This is a genomic window from Streptomyces sp. CB00316 (assembly GCF_001905595.1).
Classification (GTDB): domain Bacteria; phylum Actinomycetota; class Actinomycetes; order Streptomycetales; family Streptomycetaceae; genus Streptomyces.
The window spans coordinates 35,527-61,720 of sequence record NZ_LIXI01000011.1 but is presented as its reverse complement, the minus strand read 5'-3'; the positions used below and the strand labels follow the sequence as shown (position 1 = coordinate 61,720).

Genomic DNA, 26,194 nt, shown 5'->3' with positions numbered 1-26,194 from the left:
ACCGCTCACCGCATCCGGCCCAGCAGGTCCTTCAGCCTGCGTGCGTCGCGCAGCCGCTGCTCGTACGTGGCCCCCACGGCCAGCAACAGCAGCCCGGCCAGCGCCGGCGGCAGCCAGCGCGGCAGTGCGCCGGCCACCTGGACGACGTACGGCGCCAGCTCGTGCAGGGTGTCCAGGGCCAGCACCGCGCCGCCGAGCAGCAGCAGCGCCTGGAGCCGGTACCTCGCCCCCAGCAGAGTGATCACCAGCGCCGCCACGCCCAGCAGCAGCGGCCGCAACCAGTCGGGGTCGGTCCAGGCCACGGCCAGGCTCGGCAGCAGCGTCGCCGCGAGTCCCGGCCCGTACGCCGTCCAGGAGGACGCCTCGGGGTCCTTGCGCCGCCGCAGTACGCCGACCACCAGCGCGGGCACCGTCACCGGCAGGGTGTACGCCTCCGGGGCCGACACCTCCGACGCCGCCAGCCGGACCCAGGTCGCCGCCACGAACAGCACCGCCGCCACGTACCCCGCCGCCGGCCGCCGCTCCGGGCGCACCGCAGCCCCCGCCGCCAGCACCCCGCACAGGGCGAGCACCAGGGCCAGGAACGGTGCCTGCGGCACCGCGAGCCCGACGGCCACCAGCGCACCCAGCGCCCCGGTCAGCTCCACGGGCGACGCCACCGGGTGCAGCCGCAGCCGCGCACCCAGCAGCACCGTCACCGCGGGCACCACGAGCAGCAGCGGCGCGGCCTGATGCGGGGCGAGCTCCAGGGAGCGGGCCGCACACCCGGTCAGGACCGTGCCCCACACCACCGCGGCCACCGCGAACACCGCCTGCTCCACCACCGCGCGCGCCCGCAGCGCCGCCCCCGCGAACAGGACCGTCAGCGCCCCGAACACCGCGTACGTCGCCGCTTCCGAAGCGAGAGACAGCAACCCCACGCTCACCGCCCCGCCGACGGCGCCCACGAGCGCGGTCACCGTCACGGCGGACCGCCCGCCGCCCGCAGCCCCAGCCTCGGCCCCATCACCCTCGGCCGTGCCCGCGTCCCCGGTGCCCCGCTCCGCACCCCGGACCGCCACCAGCAGCAGCCCCGCCACCAGCACGGTCTCCACGGCCACCGCGACCTGGTACGGCGCACCCAGCGTCGCCAACGCCAGCAGCGGCGTCCCCCAGCCGAGGGCCAGCGCCCCCGCGCCCGCCGCACCGCGCGCCTTCGCACCCGGCGTGACCAGCGGAGCGGCGACCCGCACCAGCGACGGCCACCAGCGGTAGGCCGCCCCGAGCAGCCCCGCCACCACCGCGAGCACCACCGGAGCAGCGGCCGTCCCCGACCACCGCATCGACTCCCCGAGCGCGCCCCGGAACCCGTCCGGCGCCCCCGCCCACACCTCGGCGACCAGCTCGACCGGCCCCAGCAGCACCGCGGCGACCGGAGGCAGCGCCCACAGCAGCGCACCGGCCACCACCACGCCCGCCGCCGCCAGCACGCCGCGCCCCGCGCTCCGCGGCAGCCGGGCCCGTACGACGGGCAGCAGGGCGAGGCCGCAGAGCAGATACACCGGAACGTTCCAGGTGCCGGGCACCGCCGTCCGCAGCACGCCGCCGACCGCAGTCACCGCCGCCAGGCCGGCCACCACACCGCCCGCCTGCGCATAGCCGTTCGGAGCGCGCCACGCCCCGGCCAGCGCCGCCACGGCCGCCGTCAGCAGCAGCGTCCCCGGCAGCACGGCCCCGAGCGGTCCATCGGCCGTCAGGGACTCCCCGAGCCCCGTCAGCAGCGAGGCGGACCCCATCACCGCCATACCGATGCCCGCCGTGACCCGTACGCCGAGGCCCTTGCCCCACAGCGCGATCGCGCCGTCCACCACGGCCGTCACCAGCACCGCCCAGCCGACCACGATCGCCGGAGCACCGGCTGCCCAGGCCCCCAGCAGCAGCGGCCACTGGACGAAGAACACGGCCGCGGGCAGCGGCAGGCGCAGCTTGTCCAGGGCCAGGCCGTAGGCCGCCCAGAGTGCGGCGAGCACCGCCGAGGCCACCGCCGTGAACGTGAGCCCGTCCGCGTCCGGCGCCGCGACCGCGTGGACCGCGTAGACGTCCAGCAGCGTGAGGACCAGGGCGAGCGCCGCCAGCGCCTCCGCCGTGGCCGCGAGCTTCCGGCGCAGCAGGACCACCGGGGCCGCGAGGGCGGCCAGGGTCACCAGCGCCAGGACGGCGGACCGGCCGCCGATGCCCATGGAGCCCCAGCTGACGAGGGTGAACGCGACGGCCGCGACCGTCAGCAGCAGGCCGCCCAGCGCCAGCAGCACGTTCTGCGCGCTGTGCGGCGTGGAAGGCTTCGCGGCGCGCGGCGTGGACCCCCACGGCTGCCCCGGCGCCCAGCCGTGGCCGACGGGCGGCGTACTCCAGCGGGCCGCGTTCGGCGCCTGCGGCTCCAACGCGCCGACCAGCCAGGCGCGACGGGTCAGCAGGTGGGCCCTGCGGGCGTCCAGCTGAGATAGTTCTCGGTCGAGGAGCGCCAGTTCCTCGGCGGGCGGCGGCACATGTTCCATGTACGGGAGTGTGACCCCGGCCCTCCGCCCCGTACATGCGCTCGGATACTCAGATCCCGCGTTTCCGCGTCTGTGTACGTTCCGCGTCTGTCCGGCCGTCGCCCGCGCCGGAAGCGGTTTGAACGAAGCCCGCCGATCCCTGTATGGTTCAACCCGTTCCCGGGCGATTAGCTCAGTGGGAGAGCGCTTCGTTCACACCGAAGAGGTCACTGGTTCGAACCCAGTATCGCCCACCGGGGAAAGCCGGTCCGTCAGCATCACGGCGGACCGGCTTTCGCATGTCCGGGCTCTGGAGAACCCTACGCCGCCGCAGGCAGCTCCGGGCGCAGCGGCCACGCCGGATCCACCGGCTCCGGTGTCCCGCTCCTCGCGAACCACGCCTCCAGGCCGCGCGCCTGTGCCGCGTGCCAGGTGGCCTGGAGGGTGTGCAGCTCGGCGGGGGAGAGCCGCTCCAGCCGGGACGAGAAGCGCCGGCATATCGCGCGCACCAGCTCCAGCGAGGCCGAGGCGTCCGCCGCCGCGTCGTGGGCGCCGCCGAGCGGCACCTCGTACAGCCGGCACAGATCGGTCAGCGTGCGGCGGCCCTTGCGGTAGCGGTCCAGGTGTTTGTCCAGCACCCGGGGGTCCACCACCCGCAGCGGCACGTCCGTCATGTACCCGGCCAGTGACGAGGCCCTGTGCCGCTTCAATTCGCGGTCCAGCAGGGTCAGGTCGAACGGTGCGTTCATCACGACCAGCGGGCGGCCCGTCGCGCAACTCTCGGCCAGCGAACGGGCGATCTCGTCCATCACCGGCGCGGGCCAGCGGCCGTTGCGCTGAAGGTGATCGTCGGTCAGACCGTGGATCTCGGTCGCGCCCGCGGGCACCGGGATCCCCGGGTTGACCAGCCAGCGGGTGACGCGGACGCGTCCGCCCGTCGTGTCCTGCGCGACGAGGGCGGCCGAAACGATCCGGTCCTGCTCGACGTCCACGCCTGTCGTCTCCGTGTCAAAAGCGGCCAGCGGCCCTTCGAACCAGTGCATCATCCCCGAACTCCTCGCACCTGCACGGCAGATGGAGTGATTCCTCTGCCCGATATCGGTGATACCCGTGCTGTTTGCCTGATACGCCGTTTGCGGGCGTTCTCCTGCGGTGACAACACAGTTGAGAGTCAGGGAAGTTGCTCCTAGATCACCTCTGACGTCAGATCTGACGGCACGTCCGGAAGGCATACGGAGCCATGGCGCTCGCGCAGCCCGACCCCGGGGGGCCGCCCGCCCACGCCGAAGGGTTCGGGCCGGTGCAGCAGCGGAACGACGTACCGCTGCGCGGCTCCCTCGCCACCACCGCCTGCATGGAGACCCTCCAGGTGGGCTATCTGCACGCGGTCGCGGCGGCGGCGGGATGTTCGCTGTCCCAGCCCTTCCCCGACAACGGCATCGACTGGCACGTCAGCCACGGCGCCGCCGCCCACACCGTCGACGACGAAGTGACCATCAAGGTGCAGCTCAAATGCACCTACCAGATACCGCCCCACCCGGCGGGCGGGGCGTTCTCCTTCACGCTCGACAACGCCCATCTCGTCAAGCTCGCCCGCACCCCGGTCTCGGTGCACAAGATCCTGGTGGTGATGATCGTGCCCCGCAGTCAGGACGAGTGGCTGAGCGCCGGGCCCGGCAGCCTCGATCTGCGGCACTGCTGCTACTGGACCAACCTGGCCGGCCACGCGGTGACGGGCCGGTACCGGACCACCGTGCGCATCCCGACCTCACGGATCTTCGACGACCGCGCACTCTGCGACATCATGGCCCGGGTCGGGGCCGGAGGGAGACCCTGATGCACCGGTCGATGGACGAACCGACGGGCCCGGCGGAGCTGTTCGGTGCCCGCTCGCACCCCGCCGTGAGCAGGGAGTACGCCGCCCTGGACGGCAACGGCACCCCGCTGCCCGACCCGGCGGTGCTCACCGCGCTCCTGCACCGGTACGGCTGGCAGCGGCGCGGGGGAGCGGCCGGGCGCTACAGCCGCTGGTCCCCGCCCGGCCCCTCCGCCGACGCCAGTCTCCTGGTGCCGGAGAACGCCGCCTTCCCCGACGCCGAGGACCTGCTGGCCGAGGCGCTCACCGCGCTCTCCCGCAGCGCGGCCCCGTCCGCCCGGGACGTCCTGGTCTCGCTCGCCGTGCCCAGCGACGAGGTCCGCTGGTGGCGCGAGGTCCCCGAATCGGCGGCCGGAGCGGCGGGCGCCTCGGGATGGGCCGAGGCGGATGAGCTGCGGTCGGCGGCCCGCCAGATCCTCCTCGCCGGGGCGCTCGCGGCCCGAGGTCGGGCCGGCTACCACGGGGCCCGGCACCGCAGGAAGGCCCGGGTGGCGCTGGAGGGCACTCTCATCGGGCCCGCGCCGGGCGGGCGCCGGCTCACGGCGTTCGTCCCCGTCGCCTCGGGGCGCGCCGTCGCCGTCCAGCTCTGCCACGCCCTGCACGCCACCCGGGAGGCCGTCGACTACCAGCGGGCCACCGGAGGCATGGAGGCCTTCGACAGCGCGGTGGCGGCGGGCGTCAGCCGGGAGCTGACCGAGGCGCTGGTGACCCTGGTGCGCGGTACGGAGGGGGCCGGGGTCGACCTGCGGTGGGCGCCCGCCGCCGGTACTCCGGACGGCTGCCCGGCCCGCCCGGCACCGGTCGAGTTCTCCCCGGGCGACCTGCCCGCCCTGCGCTCCGCCGGGGCCCGCTACCTCCGCGAGGAGCCCGCCGTCCCGGTCCGGATCACCGGCGCGGTGGTCCGGCTGCGCCGCTCGGGGCCGCGTGGCGCCGGGATCGTACGGCTGCGGGTGCTGGCGGGGGCGGAGGTCGCGCACGTACGGGTGGAGCTGGACGAGGAGGCGTACCGGATCGCGGGCCACGCGCACCTCGTCGGGCTGCCGCTGCGGGTGGAGGGGCGGCTGGAGCGGCGGGGCGGCTTCCGGCGGCTCACCGGGGCGTCGCAGGTGGCGCCCGTCCAGGTCGACGAGGCCGAGCGGGACCGGCTGATGAAGTCGCTCCAGGAGAACGTGGACTTCTTCGAGGAGGCGTGCGCGGGGGAGGAGCCCTTGTAGCGAGGGGGAAGGCGTTCGCATCGGGGGTGTGGGGCTCGGTACGATTCGTGTTGCTTGGCCATACGAAGGCAAGCGACCCCCTCAGTCAGGAGAGACCGGTGTCAGACGTCCGTGTGATCATCCAACGCGATTCCGAGCGGGAAGAGCACGTGGTGACGGCGGGCACGACGGCCGGCGAGCTCTTCCCCGGTCAGCGCACCGTCGTCGCCGCGCGCATCGGCGGCGAGCTGAAGGACCTCTCCTACGAGCTCCAGGACGGCGAGAGCGTCGAGCCGGTGGAGATCTCCTCCGAGGACGGCCTCAACATCCTGCGCCACTCCACCGCGCACGTCATGGCCCAGGCCGTGCAGGAGCTCTTCCCCGAGGCCAAGCTCGGGATCGGCCCGCCGGTCAAGGACGGCTTCTACTACGACTTCGACGTCGAGAAGCCGTTCACACCCGAGGACCTCAAGGCCATCGAGAAGAAGATGCAGGAGATCCAGAAGCGGGGCCAGAAGTTCTCCCGCCGCGTGGTCTCCGACCAGGACGCCCGCGAGGAGCTCGCCGGCGAGCCGTACAAGCTGGAGCTCATCGGCATCAAGGGCTCCGCCTCCTCGGACGACGGCGCGGATGTCGAGGTGGGCAGCGGCGAGCTGACCATCTACGACAACCTGGACCCCAAGACCGGTGACCTGTGCTGGAAGGACCTCTGCCGTGGTCCGCACCTGCCGACCACCCGGTTCATCCCGGCGTTCAAGCTGATGCGCAACGCCGCCGCGTACTGGCGCGGCAGCGAGAAGAACCCGATGCTCCAGCGCATCTACGGGACCGCCTGGCCGACCAAGGACGAGCTGAAGGCGCACCTGGAGTTCCTGGAGGAGGCCGCCAAGCGCGACCACCGCAAGCTCGGCAACGAGCTGGACCTCTTCTCCTTCCCCGACGAGATCGGCCCGGGCCTCGCGGTCTTCCACCCCAAGGGTGGCGTCATCCGCCGGGCCATGGAGGACTACTCGCGCCGCCGTCACGAGGAGGAGGGCTACGAGTTCGTCTACAGCCCGCACGCCACCAAGGGCAAGCTCTTCGAGAAGTCCGGCCACCTGGACTGGTACGCCGACGGCATGTACCCGCCCATGCAGCTCGACGACGGGGTGGACTACTACCTCAAGCCGATGAACTGCCCGATGCACAACCTGATCTTCGACGCGCGTGGCCGCTCCTACCGCGAACTCCCCCTGCGCCTCTTCGAGTTCGGCACCGTGTACCGGTACGAGAAGTCGGGCGTCGTGCACGGCCTGACCCGCTCGCGCGGCTTCACGCAGGACGACGCGCACATCTACTGCACCAAGGAGCAGATGGCGGAGGAGCTCGACCGCACGCTCACCTTCGTGCTGAACCTGCTCCGCGACTACGGGCTCACCGACTTCTACCTGGAGCTCTCCACCAAGGACCCGGAGAAGTACGTCGGCTCGGACGACACGTGGGAAGAGGCCACGGAGACGCTCCGCCAGGTCGCCGAGAAGCAGGGCCTGCCCCTGGTCCCGGACCCGGGCGGCGCCGCGTTCTACGGCCCGAAGATCTCCGTGCAGTGCAAGGACGCCATCGGCCGCACCTGGCAGATGTCGACCGTGCAGCTCGACTTCAACCTGCCGGAGCGCTTCGACCTGGAGTACACCGGCCCGGACGGCTCCAAGCAGCGTCCGGTCATGATCCACCGTGCCCTGTTCGGCTCCATCGAGCGATTCTTCGCCGTGCTCCTGGAGCACTACGCGGGCGCCTTCCCGGTCTGGCTCGCCCCGGTCCAGGCGGTCGGCATCCCGATCGGCGACGCCCACATCCCCTACCTCCAGGAGTTCGCCGCCAAGGCGCGCAAGAAGGGGCTGCGGGTGGACGTGGACGCCTCCTCCGACCGGATGCAGAAGAAGATCCGGAACCAGCAGAAGGCCAAGGTGCCCTTCATGATCATCGCTGGCGACGAGGACATGGCCAACGGCGCCGTCTCCTTCCGCTACCGCGATGGTTCGCAGGAGAACGGCATCCCGGTCGACGAGGCCATCGCCAAGATCGCGAAGGCCGTCGAGGACCGCGTGCAGGTCTGATCCGTACGGACAGGAACGGCCCCCGGAGCGCTAACTCCGCTCCTGGGGCCGTTTCTCGTCCTCCCGCGTGAACACCTGGATCAGCCACGACGAGAACGACCCCGTCACCGCCCCCAGCAGCGCGAGACCGCACGCCATCAGCCCCGCCGCCACCGTCCGCCCCCAGAACGTGACCGGCGCGGCGTCCCCGTAACCGACCGTCGAGAGCGTCGCGCACGCCCACCACACCGCGTCCCCGAACGTGCGGATCGAGGCATCGGGGGCCAGGTGCTCGAAGTGGTACACCGCGAGCGAGGCGGAGAAGCCGAGCAGGACGGCGCTCAGGCTCGCGTACGACATCACCCGGGCGTACAGGTTCAGCCGCGGCCGGTCGCGGCGCTTCTGCACCGCCGTGTAGACCTTGACCATCTGCAGCGGGCGCAGCAGCGGCAGCAGCAGGACCAGGGTGTCCAGCCCATGGGTGCGGACGAAGCGTGCTCCCTGGCCGCTGAGGCGCAGCCGGACCGCGTAGTCCGCCAGGAAGATCAGCCACGTCGACCAGACCAGGATCAGGGCGATGTCGTGCCACGGCTGCGCGTCGTGCGGGGCGAGGACCCGGACCGCGTACCCGGCGAGGAAGAGAAGCGAGGCGGCGAAGAGTGGAAGCTCCGTGCGCTGCTCCCAGCGGGTCGGCGGGGCGGGGGCCTCCGGGGCGGGTCGCTGGCTCATCGCCTCAGCATCGCGGGGCGGGCTCGGGCACGGCCCCGGCGACACGCTCCGCGCGGGTGACGCAATATGCTGACCGGCATGACGAGTGAGCCGGAGCAGCAGATCGGCGTGGGGACGCCGGACGCGTTTCAGCGTCTGTGGACGCCCCATCGGATGGCGTACATCCAGGGTCAGGACAAGCCGAGCGGCCCGGGCGCCGAGGACGGCTGCCCGTTCTGTTCGATTCCGGCGAAATCCGACGAGGACGGGCTCGTGGTGGCACGCGGCGAGCACGTCTACGCGGTGCTGAACCTCTACCCGTACAACGGCGGCCACCTCATGGTCGTCCCCTACCGGCACGTCGCCGACTACACGGAGCTGGACGGTCCGGAGACGGCGGAGCTGGCGGACTTCACCAAGCGGGCGATGGTGGCCCTGCGCGCCGCCTCCGGAGCGCACGGCTTCAACATCGGGATGAACCAGGGCTCGGTCGCCGGCGCCGGAATCGCCGCCCATCTGCACCAGCACCTGGTGCCGCGCTGGGGCGGGGACACCAACTTCATGCCGGTCATAGGCCACACCAAGGTGCTGCCGCAGCTGCTGGGCGACACCCGGGCGATGTTGGCCGGTGCCTGGCCGACCGGCTGAGTATCCGGGCGGTACGGAAGAGGGACCCCGCCGATTCTGCCGACACCGGGCCGACAGTGTCCGATCCTGCCGTGGGGCCCTCTTCCGTCCGTACGGTCACGCGTCGTAGACGTCGGCCTTGCGCGGGGACGGGTCCTGGACGAGGCCGCTCAGTATCATCGAGCGGCTGTCGAAGCGCTCGGTGTCCACGCCGTTCTCCGCGAGGACCCGCATCGCCGCCGAGTGGACCACGCGCAGCACCGGCGTGGCCGCCCGCATCGCGTCGTCCGCCATGAAGCGGTGGTTCCACGGCTTGGCGGCCCAGGCGTGCCGCAGCCCGAAGGGCTCCGGAAGCACTATCTTCCCTCCCAGGTAGTCCAGCAGCGGCGGATACCAGGTGAAGGGCGCCCGCAGGGCGAGCCGGACGACCTCCCTCGCCTCCACCACCGGCAGCTGGATGTCCCGGGTCTCCCAGAACCTCACGGTCTTGTTGACCGTCTTGGTCCGGGCGGCGGGCTTGGCGAAGAACAGCCCGTGCACCGGGCCCAGCGCGTGTCCGGTGACCTCGATGCGCAGCGTCTCGTGGAGCACGGTCACCGTGATCATCATCGTGATGACGAGCTGGCCGTCCCACAGGGTGAACTGCACGCCCAGGTAGTGCCGGTCGCCGCTGCCGAACTGCTGGTGGTTGCAGATCCGCTGTATCTCATGGGGCTTCACCTGGAAGGTCGCGACGTCCTCCCCGTCGGGTCGGGAGACGGAGTCGGCGTTCTCACCGATGGGGGAGACGACCCAGTGCTTCACGGACGGCTTGGGGAAGCCGCCGGTGTTCAGCGGGCCGCGCTCCAGCATCTTCAGCTGGTCGTGGATGATCCGGATCAGGTCCCAGCTGCGGAACTGGTGGATCTCCTTCGTCGGGTCCTTGGGCGTCAGCTCCTCGGCCAGCTGCCAGCTGCCCCAGCGGGTGCCCATGCCCAGGATGCCCTTGGGGCCGGCGTAGAAGACGGCGTTGGACTGCTGCTCGGCGGAGAGCTTCTCCAGCCCTTGGCGCAGCGCCTCGCGCGCGGTCTCGTTGGGGTTCTTCGGCACCGCCTCCGGGATCTTGGCGATCACTCCGGTGCCCGACAGCAGCCCGTCCCAGCGGGCCCGCAGATCCCTGGCGGAGGTCTCCGCGGTCCGCTTGGCGAGGAACCAGCCGATCAGCGGGGCGACGATCGCCCCCCGGACGTAGAGGGTCCAGAACCCGTCCGTCGGCAGCTTCCACAGCAGGATCAGCGCGCCGACCCCGAACGCGGCGAGCAGCACCGTGCCGACCGCCCGGAACGCGCCGTCCTTCGACTTGGCGAGAGCGTCCTTGATGCGGAAGGCGACGACCCAGGCGATCATCCCCGGCAGGAACAGGAAGCCGAACACCGCGGTCACCATCGTGAGCCGGGTGTCGCGCGCCTTACGGAGGTTGGTCGCCGACAGGCAGTGCTCCACCACCGTCTGCGGATCGGTGCCGAAGGACTGGATGAGCGCCTTGCGGGAGCCGCCCAGCATGCGCTCCTGGACGGCGCGGGAGAAGGCCTCGCCGAGATTCGGCTTGAAGTAGTCGGACTTGAAGAGCTTGGAGGCCCCCGGCTTCACGGTGGATTTGTGCCACTCGCTGTTGGCGTCGAGGATCACGTCCACCGGGCTGTCCCGGTAGGCGGCGGAGGCCAGGGCGTTGGTCGCCACCGACTGGCCGCCGGACCCCTGGATCGGGATCTGGGCCCCGGGTGAGAAGTCGAATACGTCGTTGGCCACTGTCTGTCGCCCCCACTCGCCGCACGGTCTGCTCCTGCGGTGTGCCCAACTACCGTACGCGGCATACCTTCTGAGCTGCGCCCACAGCGTATCGTCCGGACCCCCGCACCGTCCGTCACCCAAAGGGACGCCGGGAGTGTTTGCGACAGTGCGCCGTTCACGCGCCGGGTGACCCGTCCCCCTGCTCCGCGCGGATCCGGTCGGCGAGCTGCGGCGGCATCGCCTCGAACCGGGCGTGCGTACGGTCGAACCGGCCGGTGCCGTGGGTCAGGGAGCGCAGGTCGAGCGCGTACCGGCCGATCTCCGTCTCCGGCACCTCGGCCCGTACGAGGGTGCGCCCGCCCTGCCTCTGCTCGGTGCCCACCACCCGGCCGCGCCGCCCCGACAGGTCGCTCATCACCGGGCCCACATAGTCGTCCGGGACCAGCGCGGTGACCTCGCAGACCGGTTCCAGGAGCTGGATACGGGCGTCCGCCGCGGCCTCGCGCAGGGCGAGCGCGCCCGCGGTCTGGAAGGCGGCGTCGGAGGAGTCCACCGAGTGCGCCTTGCCGTCTAGGAGGGTGACGCGTACGTCGACGAGCGGGTGCCCGGCGGACAGGCCCCGGGCGGCCTGGGCCCGTACGCCCTTCTCCACCGACGGGATGAACTGGCGCGGCACCGACCCGCCGACGACCTTGTCCACGAACTCGATGCCGCTGCCCGCCGGCAGCGGATCCACCTCGATCTCGCAGATCGCGAACTGACCGTGTCCGCCGGACTGTTTGACATGCCGCCCGCGCCCGGCTCCCCGCCCGCCGAACGTCTCGCGCAGCGCGACCCGGTGCGGTTCGGCGTCAACCTGGACGCCGTAGCGGCTGCGCAGCCGGTCCAGGGCGGCCTCCTGGTGAGCCTCGCCCAGGCACCACAGAACGACCTGGTGGGTGTCCGGGTTCTGTTCCAGGCGCAGGGTGGGGTCCTCCGCGACCAGCCGTGCCAGAGCGTGGGAGAGCTTGTCCTCGTCCGCCTTCCCACGCGCCCGTACGGCTGTCGGGAGCAGCGGGTCCGGGGTCGACCACGGCTCGATGAGGACCGGGTCGCCGGAGGCGGAGAGGGTGTCGCCGGTCTCCGCCTCGCCGAGGCGGGCCACGCAGACCAGATCGCCCGCGACGCACCGGTCCACCGGGTGCTGCTGCCGGCCGAACGGCGAGGTCAGGGCCGTCACCCGGACCTCCGCCTCGTGACCGGGGCGCGGCTCCTGACCCGCGGATTCCAAGCCGTGGCCGCACAGGTGCACGGAGTCGTCGGGCCGCAGGGTGCCGGAGAAGACCCGGACCAGGGAGACCCGGCCCGCGTACGGGTCGGACGACGTCTTGACGACCTCCGCCAGCAGCGGGCCCTCCGGATCGCAGGCCGGGGCGGTCCTGGGCCCGCCGGAGGGTGTGGTGACGGCGGGCGGGGTGCGCTCCAGCGGGGTCGGGAAGCCGCGCGTGATCAGTTCCAGCAGCTCCACGGTGCCGATGCCCTGCCGGGCGCCCTCGGCCGCGGGGGCGGCGGCCAGCACGGGAAAGAAGACACCCCGGGCGACGGCCCGCTCCAGGTCCGCGACCAGTGTCGCCATGTCGATGCCGTCGCCTCCGCCGTCGAGGTAGCGGTCCATCAGCGACTCGTCCTCGCTCTCGGCGATGATCCCCTCGATCAGCCGGTCGCGGGCCTCCTTCAGCGGTGCCCCCTGGTCGGGTGCGGGCGGCAGCTCGGCCCCCTCCCCGGAGGAGTGGTCCAGGATCCGCTGAGTGAGCAGCCCGGTCAGCCCGGTGAGCGGGGCGTGCCCGTCGGGGCCCTCGGCACCGAGCACCGGCAGATAGAGGGGGAGTACGGCGTCGGGGTCGTTCCCCCGATACGTCTCCGCGCAGATCCGGGTCATCTCCTCGAAGGAGGTGCGCGCGGTGTCGAGATGGGTGACGACGATCGCCCGGGGCATCCCGACGAGCGCGCACTCCTCCCACACGGCCCGGGTGGTCGCGGCCACGGACTCGGCCTCCTGGGCCGCCGAGACGACGAAGAGGGCCGCGTCCGCCGCCCGCAGACCGGCCCGCAGCTCCCCGACGAAGTCGGCGTACCCGGGGGTGTCCAGCAGATTGACCTTGCAGCCGTCCCACGCCACCGGGACCGCCGAGAGGTGGACGGAGCGGTGCCGGCGCCGCTCGATCTCGTCGTGGTCGGAGACGGTCGCCCCGTCCTCGACCCGGCCCGCCCGGTTGAGCGCCCCCGCGGTCAGGGCCAGGGCCTCGACCAGCGTGGTCTTGCCCGATCCGCTGTGGCCGACCAGCACCACGTTCCGTACGGCGGAGGGGTGGCCGGCCGCCGGTACGCCTCCGGCGGCCCCGGGGTGTGCGTGCGTCTTCTCGCCCATGGTGTGCCTCCCGGTGGATGACGCGGTACGGGAGGAGGAGCAGCCGACCGCGCTGGATGGCGGATACGGGGAGAGCCGCCGAGGCGGCCTCGGTCCTTCGAGCTTGGCACCCGGGCGCCGACGCGTCCATACGTCGGGCGCGGGCCCGGGTCTTCCCGCGACCCTTCTGTCGACCGGGCATTCCCGCGACACCTCTGCCGAAGGGTGCCCGTCCGGTGGAGGGCACCGGTCGTGACTACGATGGGCCAGCCGGTGGCCGAAGGGGCCGCTCGGCCAACCGAACCCTCGGGAAAGCCATGCTGAACAAGTACGCGCGTGCATTTTTCACGCGTGTCCTCACACCGTTCGCCGCCCTGCTGCTCCGCCTCGGGGTCAGCCCCGACGCGGTCACTCTCATCGGCACGGCCGGAGTGATGGCAGGTGCGCTGGTCTTTTTCCCGATGGGGGAGTTCTTCTGGGGCACCATCGTCATCACGCTCTTCGTCTTCTCCGACCTCGTCGACGGCAACATGGCCCGGCAGGCCGGGATCTCCAGCCGCTGGGGCGCGTTCCTCGACTCGACGCTGGACCGGGTCGCCGACGGGGCGATCTTCGCCGGCTTCGCCCTCTGGTACGCGGGCAGCGGTGACGACAACGTCCTGTGCGCCGTCGCCATCTTCTGCCTGGCCAGCGGCCAGGTGGTCTCGTACACCAAGGCGCGCGGCGAGTCGATCGGCCTGCCGGTCGCGGTGAACGGGCTGGTGGAGCGCGCCGAGCGCCTGGTCATCTCGCTGGTCGCCGCCGGTCTCGCCGGACTCCACGCCTTCGGCGTCCCGCACATCGACATCCTGCTCCCGATCGCCCTGTGGATCGTCGCCGCGGGCAGCCTGGTGACGCTGATCCAGCGCGTGGTGACCGTGCGCCGGGAGTCCGCGGAGGCCGACGCGGCCGCCGCCGTCTCCGCCGCCGAGGGGTCGGCCGAGCAGGGGAGCGGGGCCGACCGGTGAGCGCGCTCAAGGGCCGGATCACCGACGGTCTGTACGGACTCGGCTGGGGCGCCGTGAAGAAGCTGCCCGAGCCCGCCGCGGCCGCCCTCTTCCGCACCATCGCCGACCGGAGCTGGAAGCGGCGCGGCAAGAGTGTCCTGCGCCTGGAGTCGAACCTGGCGCGCGTCGTCCCGGACGCGAGCCCTGAGCGGCTGGCCGAGCTGTCGAAGGCCGGGATGCGTTCGTACATGCGGTACTGGATGGAGTCGTTCCGGCTGCCGACCTGGACCCCGGAGCGCATCAGGGCGAGCATCGACGTCAAGGACGTCCATCTGGTCACCGAGGGCCTGGATGCCGGGAAGGGCGTAGTCGTCGCCCTGCCGCACCTCGGCAACTGGGACCTCGCCGGAGCCTGGGTCACCACCGACCTGAAGGTCCCCTTCACCACCGTCGCCGAACGGCTGGAGCCCGCGACCCTCTACGACCGGTTCGTCGCCTACCGCGAGGGCCTGGGCATGGAGGTCCTGCCGCACAGCGGCGGCGCGGCCTTCGGCATGCTGGCCCGGCGGCTGCGCGCGGGCGGCCTGGTCTGCCTGGTCGCGGACCGGGACCTCTCCGCCTCCGGGGTGGAGGTGTCCTTCTTCGGCGCCACCGCCCGGATGCCCGCCGGACCGGCCCTGCTCGCCCAGCACACGGGCGCGCTGCTCCTGCCGGTGACCCTCTGGTACGACGGGACGCCGGTGATGCGAGCGCGCATCCACCCGGCGATCGAGGTGCCGGAGGAAGGAACCCGCGCCGAGAAGACCGCCGCCATGACGCAGGGGCTGGCCGACACCTTCGCCGGCGGCATCGCCGAACACCCGGAGGACTGGCACATGCTCCAGAGGCTCTGGCTGGACGACCTGGACCCCCGGGGGGAACCCACGTGAAGATCGGCATCGTCTGCCCGTACTCCTGGGACGTACCGGGCGGCGTGCAGTTCCACATCCGGGATCTGGCCGAGCACCTCATCGGGCTCGGTCACACCGTCTCCGTCCTGGCCCCGGCCGACGACGAGACCCCGCTGCCGCCCTACGTCGTCTCGGCGGGCCGGGCCGTCCCCGTCCCGTACAACGGCTCCGTCGCCCGGCTGAACTTCGGCTTCCTCTCGGCGGCCCGAGTCCGCCGCTGGCTGCACGACGGCACCTTCGACGTGATCCACATCCACGAGCCGACCTCCCCGTCGCTCGGCCTGCTCGCCTGCTGGTCGGCGCAGGGCCCGATCGTGGCCACCTTCCACACCTCCAACCCGCGCTCCCGGGCGATGATCGCCGCGTATCCGATCCTCCAGCCCGCCCTGGAGAAGATCAGCGCACGGATCGCGGTGAGCGAGTACGCGCGGCGCACCCTGGTGGAGCACCTCGGCGGGGACGCCGTGGTCATCCCGAACGGCGTGGACGTCGGCTTCTTCGCCGAGGCCGAGCCGAAGGCCGAGTGGCAGGGCCGGACCCTCGGATTCATCGGCCGCATCGACGAACCCCGCAAGGGGCTGCCCGTCCTGATGAATGCGCTGCCCGCCATCCTCGCCGCCCACCCCGAAGCCCGGCTGCTGGTCGCCGGACGCGGCGACGAGGAGGAGGCGGTGGCCTCGCTGCCGAAGGAGCTGCGCGAGCGCGTCGAGTTCCTCGGCATGGTCAGCGACGAGGACAAGGCCCGGCTGCTGCGCAGCGTCGATGTGTACGTGGCCCCGAACACCGGCGGCGAGAGCTTCGGCATCATCCTGGTCGAGGCGCTGTCGGCGGGTGCGCCGGTGCTCGCGAGCGACCTGGACGCCTTCGCGCAGGTGCTGGACCAGGGGGCGGCGGGCGACCTCTTCGCCAACGAGGACGCCGACGCGCTGGCCGCCGCCGCCATCCGGCTGCTGGGCGACCCGGAGCGCCGGGCCGGACTGCGGGAGCGGGGCGAGGCCCACGTACGGCGCTTCGACTGGGCGACGGTCGGGGCCGACATCCTCTCGGTGTACGAGACGGTGACGGACGGGGCCGCCTCCGTGGCCGAGGACGAGCGGTCGGGGCTGCGGGCCCGGTTCGGGCTGGCACGGGACTGAGCCCCAGGGCCTTCTGCCGAAGGGTGCCGGGGCCGCCCGTCGAGAAGACCAGGCCCCCGCGACGGTAGCGTGTGCGACCGTGACCGTAACCCTCTTCGTCTGGATCGTCGTCGCCCTCATCGCGATCGGTGTCTACCTCAGCTGGACCGCCGGCCGCCTGGACCGCCTGCACTCCCGGATCGACGCCGCCCGCGCCGCACTCGACGCCCAGCTGCTGCGCCGCGCCTCGGTCACCCAGGAGCTGGCCACCTCCGGCGTCCTGGACCCGGCCGCCTCCATCGTGCTGTACGAGGCCGCGCACGCCGCCCGGCAGGCCGAGGAGGACCACCGCGAGGTCGCCGAGAGCGAGCTGAGCACCGCCCTGCGCGCCGTCTTCGGCGAACCGGCCCAGGTGGAGGCGGTGAAGGAGGTCCCCGGCGGGGAGGAAGCGGCCACCGAGCTGGCCGCCGCCGTACGCCGCGTACCGATGGCCCGGCGCTTCCACAACGACTCCGTGCGCGCCGCCCGCGCCCTGCGCCGGCACCGCACCGTGCGGCTGTTCCGGCTGGCCGGGCACGCGCCGTTCCCGCTCGCCTTCGAGATGGACGACGCCCCTCCGGTTGCTCTGGCGGACCGCCCGGGGACCTGAGACCGGACCGCCCGGGGACCGGGGCCCACCGCAAAACGATCCACGGCCTCTCCATTGGCCCTTGCTGTGGACCGGTCCCGCAGCGTTTGCTCGGCGATGCAGTATCCAGCGTCTTTCACCGAGTGAGGTCCCGTGTCCACGCTTCCCAGCACCCCGCAGTCCGCCGAGTCCCCCGCCATCGGCACCGCCCGCGTCAAGCGCGGCATGGCCGAGCAGCTCAAGGGCGGCGTGATCATGGACGTCGTCGACGCCGAGCAGGCGAAGATCGCCGAGGACGCGGGCGCCGTGGCCGTCATGGCCCTGGAGCGGGTCCCGGCCGACATCCGCAAGGACGGCGGCGTGGCCCGGATGTCCGACCCCAACATGATCGAGGAGATCATCGGGGCCGTCTCCATCCCCGTCATGGCCAAGTCCCGCATCGGCCACTTCGTCGAGGCCCAGGTGCTCCAGTCCCTCGGCGTCGACTACATCGACGAGTCCGAGGTCCTGACCCCGGCCGACGAGGTCAACCACAGCGACAAGTTCGCGTTCACCACCCCCTTCGTCTGTGGCGCCACCAACCTCGGCGAGGCCCTGCGCCGCATCGCCGAGGGCGCGGCCATGATCCGCTCGAAGGGCGAGGCCGGCACCGGCAACGTCGTCGAGGCCGTCCGCCACCTGCGCCAGATCAAGAACGAGATCGCCCGCCTGCGCGGCTTCGACAACAACGAGCTGTACGCCGCCGCCAAGGACCTCCGCGCCCCCTACGAGCTGGTCAAGGAGGTCGCCGAGCTCGGCAAGCTGCCGGTCGTGCTGTTCTCCGCCGGTGGCGTTGCCACCCCGGCCGACGCCGCGCTGATGCGCCAGCTCGGTGCCGAGGGCGTCTTCGTCGGCTCCGGCATCTTCAAGTCCGGCGACCCGGCCAAGCGTGCCGCCGCCATCGTGAAGGCCACCACCTTCTACGACGACCCGAAGGTCATCGCGGACGCCTCCCGCAACCTGGGCGAAGCCATGGTCGGCATCAACTGCGACACCCTGCCCGAGTCCGAGCGCTACGCCAACCGCGGCTGGTAACCACTGATGAGCGACACCCCTGTGATCGGCGTCCTCGCACTTCAGGGCGACGTACGGGAACACCTGATCGCCCTGGCCTCGGCGGATGCCCAGGCCAGGCCGGTCCGGCGCCCCGAGGAGCTCGCCGAGGTCGACGGCCTGGTCATCCCGGGCGGCGAGTCCACGACCATGTCCAAGCTGGCGGTCCTCTTCGGCATGATGGAGCCGCTGCGTGAGCGGGTCCGCGCCGGGATGCCGGTCTACGGCACCTGCGCCGGGATGATCCTGCTGGCCGAGAAGATCCTGGACCCGCGTTCGGGCCAGGAGACCTTCGGCGGCATCGACATGATCGTGCGGCGCAACGCCTTCGGCCGGCAGAACGAGTCCTTCGAGGCCGCGGTCGAGGTCGACGGCATCGACGGCGGCCCGGTGGAGGGTGTCTTCATCCGGGCCCCCTGGGTGGAGTCCGTCGGGGCGGAGGCCGAGGTCATCGCCGAGCACGGCGGCCACATCGTGGCCGTACGGCAGCGAAACGTCCTCGCCACGTCGTTCCATCCCGAACTGACCGGCGACCACCGCGTGCACGCTCTGTTCGTGGAGATGGTGCGCGCAGTGAAGTGAGCGAACCCCGGTAGGATCTCTCGGGTTCGACTCGATTTTGGTGACGCGAAGGAGAAGGCAGATGTCCGGCCACTCTAAATGGGCTACGACGAAGCACAAGAAGGCCGTGATTGACGCCAAGCGCGGCAAGCTCTTCGCGAAGCTGATCAAGAACATCGAGGTCGCGGCGCGCTCCGGCGGCGTCGACCCCGATGGCAACCCGACCCTCGTCGACGCCATCCAGAAGGCGAAGAAGAGCTCCGTCCCGAACAAGAACATCGACTCCGCGGTCAAGCGCGGCGGTGGTCTCGAAGCGGGCGGCGCCGACTACGAGACGATCATGTACGAGGGTTACGGCCCCAACGGTGTCGCGGTGCTCATCGAGTGCCTCACCGACAACCGCAACCGCGCCGCATCCGACGTACGTGTCGCGATGACCCGGAACGGCGGCTCGATGGCCGACCCGGGCTCCGTCTCGTACCTCTTCAACCGCAAGGGCGTCGTGATCGTCCCCAAGGGCGAGCTGGGCGAGGACGACGTCCTCGGCGCCGTCCTCGACGCGGGTGCCGAGGAGGTCAACGACCTCGGTGAGACCTTCGAGGTGGTCAGCGAGGCCACCGACATGGTCGCGGTGCGCACCGCGCTCCAGGAGGCGGGCATCGACTACGACTCCGCCGAGGCCAACTTCCTGCCGACCATGCAGGTCGAGCTGGACGAAGAGGGCGCACGCAAGATCTTCAAGCTCATCGACGCGCTGGAGGACAGCGACGACGTGCAGAACGTCTTCGCCAACTTCGACGTGTCCGACGAGGTCATGGAGAAGGTCGACGCCTGAGGCGCGACCGGCGCAGCTCGGCGCGACGGGCCGACGGGGACACCCCGTCGGCCCGTCGTCTTGTCGGATGCGACGGATTGTCAGCGCGAGCCGATAGCCTGCGGGAACAGATGAACGAGTGGGCAGGGCGAGCGTCGAGGACAGGGGGCTCCATGCGGGTTCTGGGGGTTGACCCGGGGTTGACCCGGTGCGGTGTCGGCGTGGTCGAAGGGGTCGCGGGCCGTCCGCTGACCATGATCGGCGTCGGTGTCGTGCGTACCTCCGCCGACGCGGAGCTCGGCGACCGGCTCGTCGCCATCGAGCAGGGCATAGAGCAGTGGCTGGACGAGCACTCCCCGGGTCACGTGGCCGTGGAGCGGGTCTTCGCCCAGCACAACGTCCGTACGGTGATGGGCACGGCCCAGGCCAGCGCGGTGGCCATGCTCTGCGCCGCCCGGCGGGGAATCCCGGTCGCCCTGCACACGCCCAGCGAGGTCAAGGCCGCCGTCACCGGGTCGGGCCGCGCGGAGAAGACGCAGGTCGGCGCAATGGTGACCCGGCTCCTCAGGCTGGACGCGCCCCCCAAGCCCGCCGACGCCGCCGACGCCCTGGCACTCGCGATCTGCCACATCTGGCGCGCGCCCGCACAGAACCGCCTCCAGCAGGCGGTCGCCGCCCACCGCACCCCGGGCGCGTCCCGTCCGCAGCCCACGCCCGGCATCTCCCGTACGCCCGCCGCCCCCCGCACGTCCCGCACGATGAAAGGCCGCACCGCATGATCGCCTTCGTCTCCGGCCCGGTGGCCGCCCTCGCCCCGACCACGGCCGTCATCGAGGTCGGCGGCATCGGCATGGCCCTCCAGTGCACCCCGCAGACCCTGGCCGGCCTGCGCCTCGGCCAGGAGGCCAGGCTCGCCACCTCCCTCGTCGTCCGTGAGGACTCCCTCACCCTGTACGGCTTCGCGGACGACGACGAGCGCCAGGTCTTCGAGCTGCTCCAGACCGCCAGCGGCGTCGGCCCCCGGCTGGCCCAGGCCATGCTCGCCACCCACAGCCCCGATGCCCTGCGCCTGGCCGTCTCCACCGGCGACGAGAAGGCCCTCACGGCCGTCTCCGGCATCGGGAAGAAAGGCGCCCAGAAGCTGCTGCTGGAGCTCAAGGACCGGCTCGGCGCACCGGTCGGCGCGCACATCGGCCAGCAGGGCGTCGGCGCTCCCGTCACCTCGGGATGGCGCGACCAGCTCCAGGCCGCGCTCATCGGCCTCGGCTACGCGAGCCGCGAGGCGGACGAGGCCGTCAGCGCTGTGGCCCCGCAGGCCGAGGCGGCCGTCGCCGAGGGCGTCGCACCCCCCGTGCCGCAGTTGCTGCGGGCCGCCCTGCAGACTCTCAACCGCGCACGCTGACCGGCACCGAACCACCGAAGAGGCCCTTGATGAACTGGGACGAGACCGGACCCGAGACCGACGAGCCGACCGGGCCCGTCTTCGACGACCGGCTGGTCGACGCGGACGCGGACGGCGAGGACACCGCGGTCGAGGCGGCCCTGCGCCCCAAGGACCTGGACGAGTTCGTCGGCCAGGAGAAGGTCCGCGAACAGCTCGACCTGGTCCTCAAAGCGGCCCGCGCCCGTGGCGCCACCGCCGACCACGTACTGCTCTCCGGCGCCCCCGGCCTGGGCAAGACCACGCTCTCGATGATCATCGCGGCAGAGATGAACGCCCCGATCCGGATCACCTCGGGCCCCGCCATCCAGCACGCCGGCGACCTCGCGGCGATCCTCTCCTCCCTCCAGGAGGGCGAGGTCCTCTTCCTCGACGAGATCCACCGCATGTCGCGGCCCGCCGAGGAGATGCTCTACATGGCGATGGAGGACTTCCGCGTCGACGTCATCGTCGGCAAGGGCCCCGGCGCCACCGCCATCCCCCTCGAACTGCCGCCGTTCACCCTGGTCGGCGCCACCACCCGGGCCGGCCTCCTGCCGCCCCCGCTGCGCGACCGCTTCGGCTTCACCGGCCACATGGAGTTCTACGCCCCCACCGAGCTGGAGCGCGTCATCCACCGCTCCGCCCGCCTCCTGGACGTCGAGATCGACGTCGAGGGCGCTGCCGAGATCGCCGGTCGCTCCCGGGGCACCCCCCGTATCGCCAACCGCCTGCTGCGCCGCGTCCGGGACTACGCCCAGGTGAAGGCCGAGGGCACCATCGACCGGGAGATCGCCGCCGCGGCCCTGAAGGTGTACGAGGTTGACGCGCGCGGACTCGATCGGCTGGACCGTGCGGTCCTCGGCGCCCTGCTGAAACTCTTCGGCGGCGGGCCCGTCGGCCTGTCCACCCTCGCGGTCGCCGTGGGAGAGGAGCGCGAGACCGTCGAGGAGGTCGCGGAACCCTTCCTCGTACGGGAAGGACTGCTGGCCAGGACCCCGCGCGGGCGGGTGGCGACCCCGGCTGCCTGGGCGCACCTGGGGCTCGTTCCGCCGCAGCACGGCGTAAAGGGACAACAGGGCCTGTTCGGGGCTTGACGCGTCACAGGTTCGCGCGCACAGGAACCACGGTGCCATGCTGGGCGTTGTTCCAACGATGCGGACTCGCTTAGACTCCGCCGATGCCGCCCTTAAAGGTCGGTGTACCCACCCCCGTATATACAGGCCGCATTCCAACGCGGTCGTGCGAAGGAATTCCCGTCCCGTGGATATCTTGACTCTCCTCCCCTTCATCGTGCTCATCGGGGCCATGTTCCTGATGACCCGCTCCGCCAAGAAGAAGCAGGCGGCGGCCGCGCAGATGCGCAACGCCATGCAGCCGGGTACCGGCGTCCGGACGATCGGGGGCATGTACGCGACCGTCAAGGAAGTCCACGACGACACGGTGCTCCTCGAGGTCGCCCCCGGTGTGCACGCCATCTACGCGAAGAACTCGATCGGTGCCGTTCTGGACGACGCGGAGTACAACCGCATCGTGCACGGCGACGACGAGGAACTGGACGCGGACGGCACGGTCGTTCCCGACGACGCCTCCTCGCTGACCGGTGAGCCCGACGCGGACAAGGCGGACGTCGCCAAGATCAACCTGGGCAAGGACGAGGCGGCCGACAAGGACGCCGAGGACGGGACCGGGGACGCGGCCGCCAAGGACGTGAAGGACGCCAAGGGCGACGGCGAGGCCGACGCCAAGTAGTTCTCACGGTCCCGGGGACGCCGCGCGCCGATGGGTGCGCGGCGTCCCCGGGACCGTGCAGGTCGTCTGCGGGGGCGGGTCCCCACAACACTTCGTGGCCGCTCGGGCGCGTACCCGGCGCGGGGCGGTTGGACAGGGAGAAACGAGAAGGTGGCAGCACCCAAGAAGGGCCGAGGGCCGTCCGGCGGTCAGGGGAGGCCGGGGCGTGCCCTGGCTTTGATCCTCATCGCCATGGTCGCGCTCACCGGCGGGATGTTCCTGTCCGGGCACACCACGCCGCGGCTGGGCATCGACCTCGCCGGCGGGACGTCGATCACGCTGGAGGCACAGAACCAGCCCGGCAAGCCGAACGCGATCAACCCGACCAACATGGACACCGCGGTCGGCATCATCGAGCGGCGTGTCAACGGGCTGGGTGTCTCCGAGGCCGAGGTCCAGACCCAGGGCGATCGCAACATCATCGTCAACATCCCCAAGGGGACGAACTCCAAGCAGGCCCAGGAGCAGGTCGGTACCACCGCCCAGCTCTACTTCCGGCCCGTTCTGACGGTGGCGGCGAGCGGCCCCGAGCAGCCGGCGCCCACCGGCACCGCGACACCGACCCCGTCGGGCAGTGCGACGCCGAGCGGCGAGGCGTCGTCCCCGAAGCCTGACGACAAGGGCGAGGAGGCCACCGGTTCGGAGGCCACCCCCTCCGCGAGCGCCACCACTCAGGGCCGCGCGGTCACCGGGGGCCTGAAGAAGGCCCCCACCCCGACCCCCACGGACTCCGGCGAGCCCAAGCCGTCCGGCACACCAGAGGCCTCGCCCTCGGCGGACCCGGCGACGGCCAAGCTCCAGGAGGAGTTCGCCAAGCTCGACTGCACGGATCCCGAGCAGCGCACGAACGCGGGCAAGAACGCCCTGCCCACCGACTCCATCGTCGCCTGTGGCTCGAACGTCCCCGGCAGCTACGAGAAGTACGTGCTCGGCCCCGCCGAGGTCTCCGGCAGCGACGTCGACGACGCCGAGGGCGCCATCGACCAGCAGACCGGCGAGTGGATCGTGTCGATGGAGTTCACCTCCGCCGGCGCCAAGAAGTTCCAGACGATCACCAGCCGGCTCTCGCAGCAGCAGCCGCCGATGAACCAGTTCGCGATCGTCCTGGACGGCGAGGTCGTCTCCGCCCCCTCCGTGCGGACAGCACTCAGCAAGAACGCCCAGATCTCCGGCAGCTTCGACCAGGAGTCCGCCGCGGACCTCGGCAACATCCTGTCCTACGGTGCGCTCCCGCTGACCTTCGAGGAGGTCAGCGTCACCACCGTGACCGCCGCACTCGGCAGCGAGCAGCTCAAGGGCGGTCTGATCGCCGGCGCCATCGGTCTGGCGCTGGTCGTGATCTACCTGGTCGCCTACTACCGCGGGCTGGCGTTCATCGCCCTGCTCAGCCTGCTTGTCTCCGGCGTACTGACGTATACGATCATGTCCCTGCTGGGCCCGGCCATCGGCTTCGCGCTGAACCTCCCGGCGGTCTGTGGCGCTATCGTCGCCATCGGTATCACCGCGGACTCCTTCATCGTGTACTTCGAACGCGTGAGAGACGAGATCCGCGAAGGCCGCACCCTGCGCCCCGCCATCGAGCGCGCCTGGCCTCGGGCCCGGCGCACCATCCTGGTCTCCGACTTCGTGTCGTTCCTGGCGGCCGCGGTGCTCTTCCTCGTCACCGTCGGCAAGGTCCAGGGCTTCGCGTTCACGCTCGGCCTGACCACGCTGCTGGACGTCGTCGTGGTGTTCCTCTTCACCAAGCCCCTGATGACGCTGATGGGCCGGACCAAGTTCTTCTCCCACGGCGGTCCCTGGTCCGGTCTGGACCCGAAGCGGCTCGGCGCCCAGCCGCCGCTGCGCCGCTCGCGCCGTGTCAGCGCTTCCACCGAACCGAAGGAGGCGTGAGATGTCGCGACTCGGCAATCTCGGCGCCCGGCTCTACCGAGGCGAGGTCGGTTACGACTTCATCCGCAACCGCAAGATCTGGTACGGCGTCTCGATACTGATCACCATCACGGCCATCATCGGCGTGGCGGTCGGCGGCCTGAACATGGGCATCGAGTTCAAGGGCGGCGCGGTCTTCACGACCGACACCCGGGCCAAGATCTCCACCGCCGAGGCCACGGAGGTGGCGACCGACGCCTCCGGCCACCTGGCCATCGTCCAGGAACTCGGCAACGGCGGTCTGCGCATCCAGATCACCGAGGTCGGCACGGCCAAGGCCAACGAGATCAAGGAGACCCTCTCCGAAGAGCTCGGTATCCCGGCCGAGCAGATCAACGCGGACCTGGTCGGCCCCAGCTGGGGTGAGCAGATCGCCAACAAGGCCTGGACGGGTCTCGGGGTCTTCATGGTCCTGGTGGTGATCTATCTGGCGATCGCCTTCGAGTGGCGGATGGCCGTCGCCGCCCTGATCGCGCTGATCCACGACATCACCATCACGGTCGGTGTCTACGCGCTGGTCGGCTTCGAGGTCACCCCGGGCACGGTGATCGGTCTGCTGACCATTCTCGGATACTCCCTGTACGACACGGTGGTGGTCTTCGACAGCCTCAAGGAGGGCCAGAAGGACATCACCAAGCAGACTCGCTTCACGTACAGCGAGATCGCCAACCGGTCGATCAACAGCACACTGGTCCGCTCCATCAACACCACCGTGGTGGCGCTGCTCCCGGTGGCCGGCCTGCTGTTCATCGGTGGCGGTGTCCTCGGCGCCGGCATGCTGAACGACATCTCGCTGTCGCTGTTCGTCGGCCTCGCCGCCGGTGCGTACTCCTCGATCTTCATCGCCACGCCGCTCGTCGCCGACCTCAAGGAACGCGAGCCGCAGATGAAGGCGCTGAAGAAGCGGGTCCTCGCCAAGCGCGCGGCCGCCGCCGCCCGGGGCGAGTCCCCCGAGGACGACGGCCCCGCGTACCGGAACGAGGTGACCACCGAGGACGCCGAGACCGCGGGCGCCGTGGTGGGCCAGCGGCAGCAGCCCCGCGGCCACGGCCGCATGCCGGGGAAGCGCTGATGACCAGCACCACCGAATCCACCAGGGAGCTGCTGCTCAGCCGGATCCGCGATGTCGCGGACTATCCGAAGCCGGGTGTGGTGTTCAAGGACATCACCCCGCTGCTGGCGGACCCGGTGGCCTTCACGGCGCTCACCGACGCCCTCGCGGAGCTGTGCGTACGGCACGGCGCCACGAAGATCGTCGGTCTGGAGGCGCGCGGCTTCATCCTGGCCGCGCCCGTCGCGATCCGGGCGGGCATCGGCTTCGTCCCGGTCCGCAAGGCCGGGAAACTGCCCGGAGCCACGCTCGCCCAGGCCTACGAGCTGGAGTACGGCAGCGCCGAGATCGAGATCCACGCCGAGGACCTCGAAGCCGAGGACCGGATCATGGTCATCGACGACGTCCTGGCCACCGGCGGCACCGCCGAGGCCTCGCTGGAGCTCATCCGGCGGGCCGGCGCCCAGATCGCGGGCGTCTCGGTCCTCATGGAGCTCGGCTTCCTCGCGGGCCGGGCCCGGCTGGAGCCGGGGCTGCGCGGCGCTCCGCTGGAAGCGCTGATCACGGTCTGAGAACCACCGAGCGGGAAGGGCGGGCACCCGGGAACATCCGGGTGCCCGCCCTTCGTTCTCCAAGCTCTCACCGTCCCCGGGCGAGGTCCCGCCGGGGGATCGATACCATGGGCTCTCCGGGTACCCCGGATCCGCAC

Annotated in this window: 23 protein-coding genes and 1 tRNA gene; 19 read left to right on the top strand and 5 right to left on the bottom strand. The window is 71.6% G+C overall.

Annotated features, from left to right (window positions below):
- Positions 1–5: 5 nt before the first annotated feature.
- Complete coding sequence (locus AMK21_RS27150; protein ID WP_073881833.1) at positions 6–2,534, bottom strand: SCO7613 C-terminal domain-containing membrane protein; 2,529 nt, start codon at positions 2,532–2,534, stop codon at positions 6–8.
- A gap of 161 nt (positions 2,535–2,695) precedes the next feature.
- Between AMK21_RS27150 and AMK21_RS27145 the strand changes: the two genes are divergently transcribed.
- Positions 2,696–2,767, top strand: a tRNA-Val gene (locus AMK21_RS27145).
- 66 nt (positions 2,768–2,833) lie between these two features.
- On the opposite strand, the gene AMK21_RS27140 is transcribed toward AMK21_RS27145, so the two are convergent.
- A complete protein-coding gene (locus AMK21_RS27140; RefSeq protein WP_073881832.1) occupies positions 2,834–3,559 on the bottom strand; it encodes a 3'-5' exonuclease in 726 nt (241 codons plus the stop codon).
- A 194-nt stretch (positions 3,560–3,753) separates the two neighbouring features.
- On the opposite strand from AMK21_RS27140, the gene AMK21_RS27135 reads away from it, so the two are divergent.
- From AMK21_RS27135 to thrS, 3 genes are all read left to right on the top strand, one after another.
- Positions 3,754–4,350, top strand: a complete 597-nt coding sequence (locus AMK21_RS27135; RefSeq protein ID WP_073881831.1) for a DUF4365 domain-containing protein — start codon at positions 3,754–3,756, stop codon at positions 4,348–4,350.
- The gene (locus tag AMK21_RS27130) at positions 4,350–5,603 is read left to right on the top strand and encodes a hypothetical protein (protein WP_073881830.1); all 1,254 of its coding nucleotides are present in this window, start codon (positions 4,350–4,352) and stop codon (positions 5,601–5,603) included. The genes AMK21_RS27135 and AMK21_RS27130 overlap by 1 nt, the downstream gene beginning before the upstream one ends.
- Positions 5,604–5,701: 98 nt before the next feature.
- Positions 5,702–7,678 carry a threonine--tRNA ligase gene (gene thrS / locus AMK21_RS27125; RefSeq protein WP_073881829.1) on the top strand — a complete coding sequence of 659 codons (1,977 nt, stop codon included), beginning with the start codon at positions 5,702–5,704 and terminating at the stop codon, positions 7,676–7,678.
- A 30-nt stretch (positions 7,679–7,708) separates the two neighbouring features.
- Here the strand turns inward: thrS and AMK21_RS27120 are convergent, their stop codons facing one another.
- Positions 7,709–8,386 (bottom strand): potassium channel family protein, encoded by a 678-nt coding sequence (locus AMK21_RS27120; protein ID WP_073881828.1) that lies wholly within the window; start codon positions 8,384–8,386, stop codon positions 7,709–7,711.
- 66 nt (positions 8,387–8,452) lie between these two features.
- Here AMK21_RS27120 and AMK21_RS27115 point away from each other — a divergent pair, with 66 nt between their 5' ends.
- Positions 8,453–9,013, top strand: coding sequence for an HIT family protein (locus AMK21_RS27115; protein ID WP_073881827.1), 561 nt, complete (start codon positions 8,453–8,455; stop codon positions 9,011–9,013).
- Between the two features lie 96 nt (positions 9,014–9,109).
- Here AMK21_RS27115 and AMK21_RS27110 read toward each other — a convergent pair whose 3' ends face one another.
- Positions 9,110–10,780 carry a hypothetical protein gene (locus AMK21_RS27110; RefSeq protein WP_073881826.1) on the bottom strand — a complete coding sequence of 557 codons (1,671 nt, stop codon included), beginning with the start codon at positions 10,778–10,780 and terminating at the stop codon, positions 9,110–9,112.
- A 157-nt stretch (positions 10,781–10,937) separates the two neighbouring features.
- The gene (locus AMK21_RS27105; protein ID WP_073881825.1) at positions 10,938–13,169 is read right to left on the bottom strand and encodes an elongation factor G-like protein EF-G2; all 2,232 of its coding nucleotides are present in this window, start codon (positions 13,167–13,169) and stop codon (positions 10,938–10,940) included.
- Between the two features lie 296 nt (positions 13,170–13,465).
- Between AMK21_RS27105 and pgsA the strand changes: the two genes are divergently transcribed.
- From pgsA to AMK21_RS27035, 14 genes are all read left to right on the top strand, one after another.
- Positions 13,466–14,155, top strand: coding sequence for a phosphatidylinositol phosphate synthase (gene pgsA, locus AMK21_RS27100; protein WP_073881824.1), 690 nt, complete (start codon positions 13,466–13,468; stop codon positions 14,153–14,155).
- Complete coding sequence (locus AMK21_RS27095; protein WP_073881823.1) at positions 14,152–15,063, top strand: phosphatidylinositol mannoside acyltransferase; 912 nt, start codon at positions 14,152–14,154, stop codon at positions 15,061–15,063. The genes pgsA and AMK21_RS27095 overlap by 4 nt, the downstream gene beginning before the upstream one ends.
- Entirely contained in the window at positions 15,060–16,220 is a 1,161-nt protein-coding gene (locus tag AMK21_RS27090) for a glycosyltransferase family 4 protein (protein WP_073881822.1), read from the top strand. The genes AMK21_RS27095 and AMK21_RS27090 overlap by 4 nt, the downstream gene beginning before the upstream one ends.
- Positions 16,221–16,299: 79 nt before the next feature.
- Positions 16,300–16,848 carry a hypothetical protein gene (locus AMK21_RS27085; protein WP_073881821.1) on the top strand — a complete coding sequence of 183 codons (549 nt, stop codon included), beginning with the start codon at positions 16,300–16,302 and terminating at the stop codon, positions 16,846–16,848.
- A gap of 132 nt (positions 16,849–16,980) precedes the next feature.
- Entirely contained in the window at positions 16,981–17,901 is a 921-nt protein-coding gene (gene pdxS, locus AMK21_RS27080; RefSeq protein WP_030574184.1) for a pyridoxal 5'-phosphate synthase lyase subunit PdxS, read from the top strand.
- A gap of 6 nt (positions 17,902–17,907) precedes the next feature.
- On the top strand, positions 17,908–18,501 hold the full coding sequence (gene pdxT / locus AMK21_RS27075) for a pyridoxal 5'-phosphate synthase glutaminase subunit PdxT (protein WP_073881820.1): 594 nt from the start codon (positions 17,908–17,910) through the stop codon (positions 18,499–18,501).
- Positions 18,502–18,562: 61 nt separating this feature from the next.
- Positions 18,563–19,315 (top strand): YebC/PmpR family DNA-binding transcriptional regulator, encoded by a 753-nt coding sequence (locus AMK21_RS27070; RefSeq protein WP_026242063.1) that lies wholly within the window; start codon positions 18,563–18,565, stop codon positions 19,313–19,315.
- 152 nt (positions 19,316–19,467) lie between these two features.
- Positions 19,468–20,073: a crossover junction endodeoxyribonuclease RuvC gene (gene ruvC / locus AMK21_RS27065; RefSeq protein WP_073881819.1), complete on the top strand. Its 606-nt coding sequence runs from the start codon at positions 19,468–19,470 to the stop codon at positions 20,071–20,073.
- Positions 20,070–20,696: a Holliday junction branch migration protein RuvA gene (gene ruvA / locus AMK21_RS27060; protein WP_073881818.1), complete on the top strand. Its 627-nt coding sequence runs from the start codon at positions 20,070–20,072 to the stop codon at positions 20,694–20,696. Before ruvC ends, ruvA begins: the two co-directional genes overlap by 4 nt.
- Positions 20,697–20,725: 29 nt before the next feature.
- Positions 20,726–21,811 (top strand): Holliday junction branch migration DNA helicase RuvB, encoded by a 1,086-nt coding sequence (gene ruvB, locus AMK21_RS27055; RefSeq protein WP_073881817.1) that lies wholly within the window; start codon positions 20,726–20,728, stop codon positions 21,809–21,811.
- Positions 21,812–21,977: 166 nt separating this feature from the next.
- Complete coding sequence (gene yajC, locus AMK21_RS27050; RefSeq protein WP_073881816.1) at positions 21,978–22,466, top strand: preprotein translocase subunit YajC; 489 nt, start codon at positions 21,978–21,980, stop codon at positions 22,464–22,466.
- A 150-nt stretch (positions 22,467–22,616) separates the two neighbouring features.
- The gene (gene secD / locus AMK21_RS27045) at positions 22,617–24,395 is read left to right on the top strand and encodes a protein translocase subunit SecD (protein ID WP_073881815.1); all 1,779 of its coding nucleotides are present in this window, start codon (positions 22,617–22,619) and stop codon (positions 24,393–24,395) included.
- Position 24,396: 1 nt separating this feature from the next.
- Positions 24,397–25,506: a protein translocase subunit SecF gene (secF, locus tag AMK21_RS27040; RefSeq protein WP_073881814.1), complete on the top strand. Its 1,110-nt coding sequence runs from the start codon at positions 24,397–24,399 to the stop codon at positions 25,504–25,506.
- Positions 25,506–26,057 carry an adenine phosphoribosyltransferase gene (locus AMK21_RS27035; protein WP_073881813.1) on the top strand — a complete coding sequence of 184 codons (552 nt, stop codon included), beginning with the start codon at positions 25,506–25,508 and terminating at the stop codon, positions 26,055–26,057. The genes secF and AMK21_RS27035 overlap by 1 nt, the downstream gene beginning before the upstream one ends.
- Positions 26,058–26,194 lie beyond the last annotated feature (137 nt).

What these genes read in the sequence shown, in the direction of transcription:
- AMK21_RS27035 (WP_073881813.1), top strand. Translation starts at nt 25,506, where the DNA reads ATGACCAGCACCACCGAATCCACCAGGGAGCTGCTGCTCAGCCGGATC.
- AMK21_RS27105 (WP_073881825.1), bottom strand. Translation starts at nt 13,169, where the DNA reads ATGGGCGAGAAGACGCACGCACACCCCGGGGCCGCCGGAGGCGTACCG.
- AMK21_RS27140 (WP_073881832.1), bottom strand. Translation starts at nt 3,559, where the DNA reads ATGATGCACTGGTTCGAAGGGCCGCTGGCCGCTTTTGACACGGAGACG.
- AMK21_RS27150 (WP_073881833.1), bottom strand. Translation starts at nt 2,534, where the DNA reads ATGGAACATGTGCCGCCGCCCGCCGAGGAACTGGCGCTCCTCGACCGA.
- secF (WP_073881814.1), top strand. Translation starts at nt 24,397, where the DNA reads ATGTCGCGACTCGGCAATCTCGGCGCCCGGCTCTACCGAGGCGAGGTC.
- pdxT (WP_073881820.1), top strand. Translation starts at nt 17,908, where the DNA reads ATGAGCGACACCCCTGTGATCGGCGTCCTCGCACTTCAGGGCGACGTA.
- AMK21_RS27120 (WP_073881828.1), bottom strand. Translation starts at nt 8,386, where the DNA reads ATGAGCCAGCGACCCGCCCCGGAGGCCCCCGCCCCGCCGACCCGCTGG.
- ruvC (WP_073881819.1), top strand. Translation starts at nt 19,468, where the DNA reads ATGCGGGTTCTGGGGGTTGACCCGGGGTTGACCCGGTGCGGTGTCGGC.
- ruvB (WP_073881817.1), top strand. Translation starts at nt 20,726, where the DNA reads ATGAACTGGGACGAGACCGGACCCGAGACCGACGAGCCGACCGGGCCC.
- ruvA (WP_073881818.1), top strand. Translation starts at nt 20,070, where the DNA reads ATGATCGCCTTCGTCTCCGGCCCGGTGGCCGCCCTCGCCCCGACCACG.
- AMK21_RS27070 (WP_026242063.1), top strand. Translation starts at nt 18,563, where the DNA reads ATGTCCGGCCACTCTAAATGGGCTACGACGAAGCACAAGAAGGCCGTG.
- AMK21_RS27135 (WP_073881831.1), top strand. Translation starts at nt 3,754, where the DNA reads ATGGCGCTCGCGCAGCCCGACCCCGGGGGGCCGCCCGCCCACGCCGAA.
- AMK21_RS27130 (WP_073881830.1), top strand. Translation starts at nt 4,350, where the DNA reads ATGCACCGGTCGATGGACGAACCGACGGGCCCGGCGGAGCTGTTCGGT.
- pgsA (WP_073881824.1), top strand. Translation starts at nt 13,466, where the DNA reads ATGCTGAACAAGTACGCGCGTGCATTTTTCACGCGTGTCCTCACACCG.
- AMK21_RS27115 (WP_073881827.1), top strand. Translation starts at nt 8,453, where the DNA reads ATGCTGACCGGCATGACGAGTGAGCCGGAGCAGCAGATCGGCGTGGGG.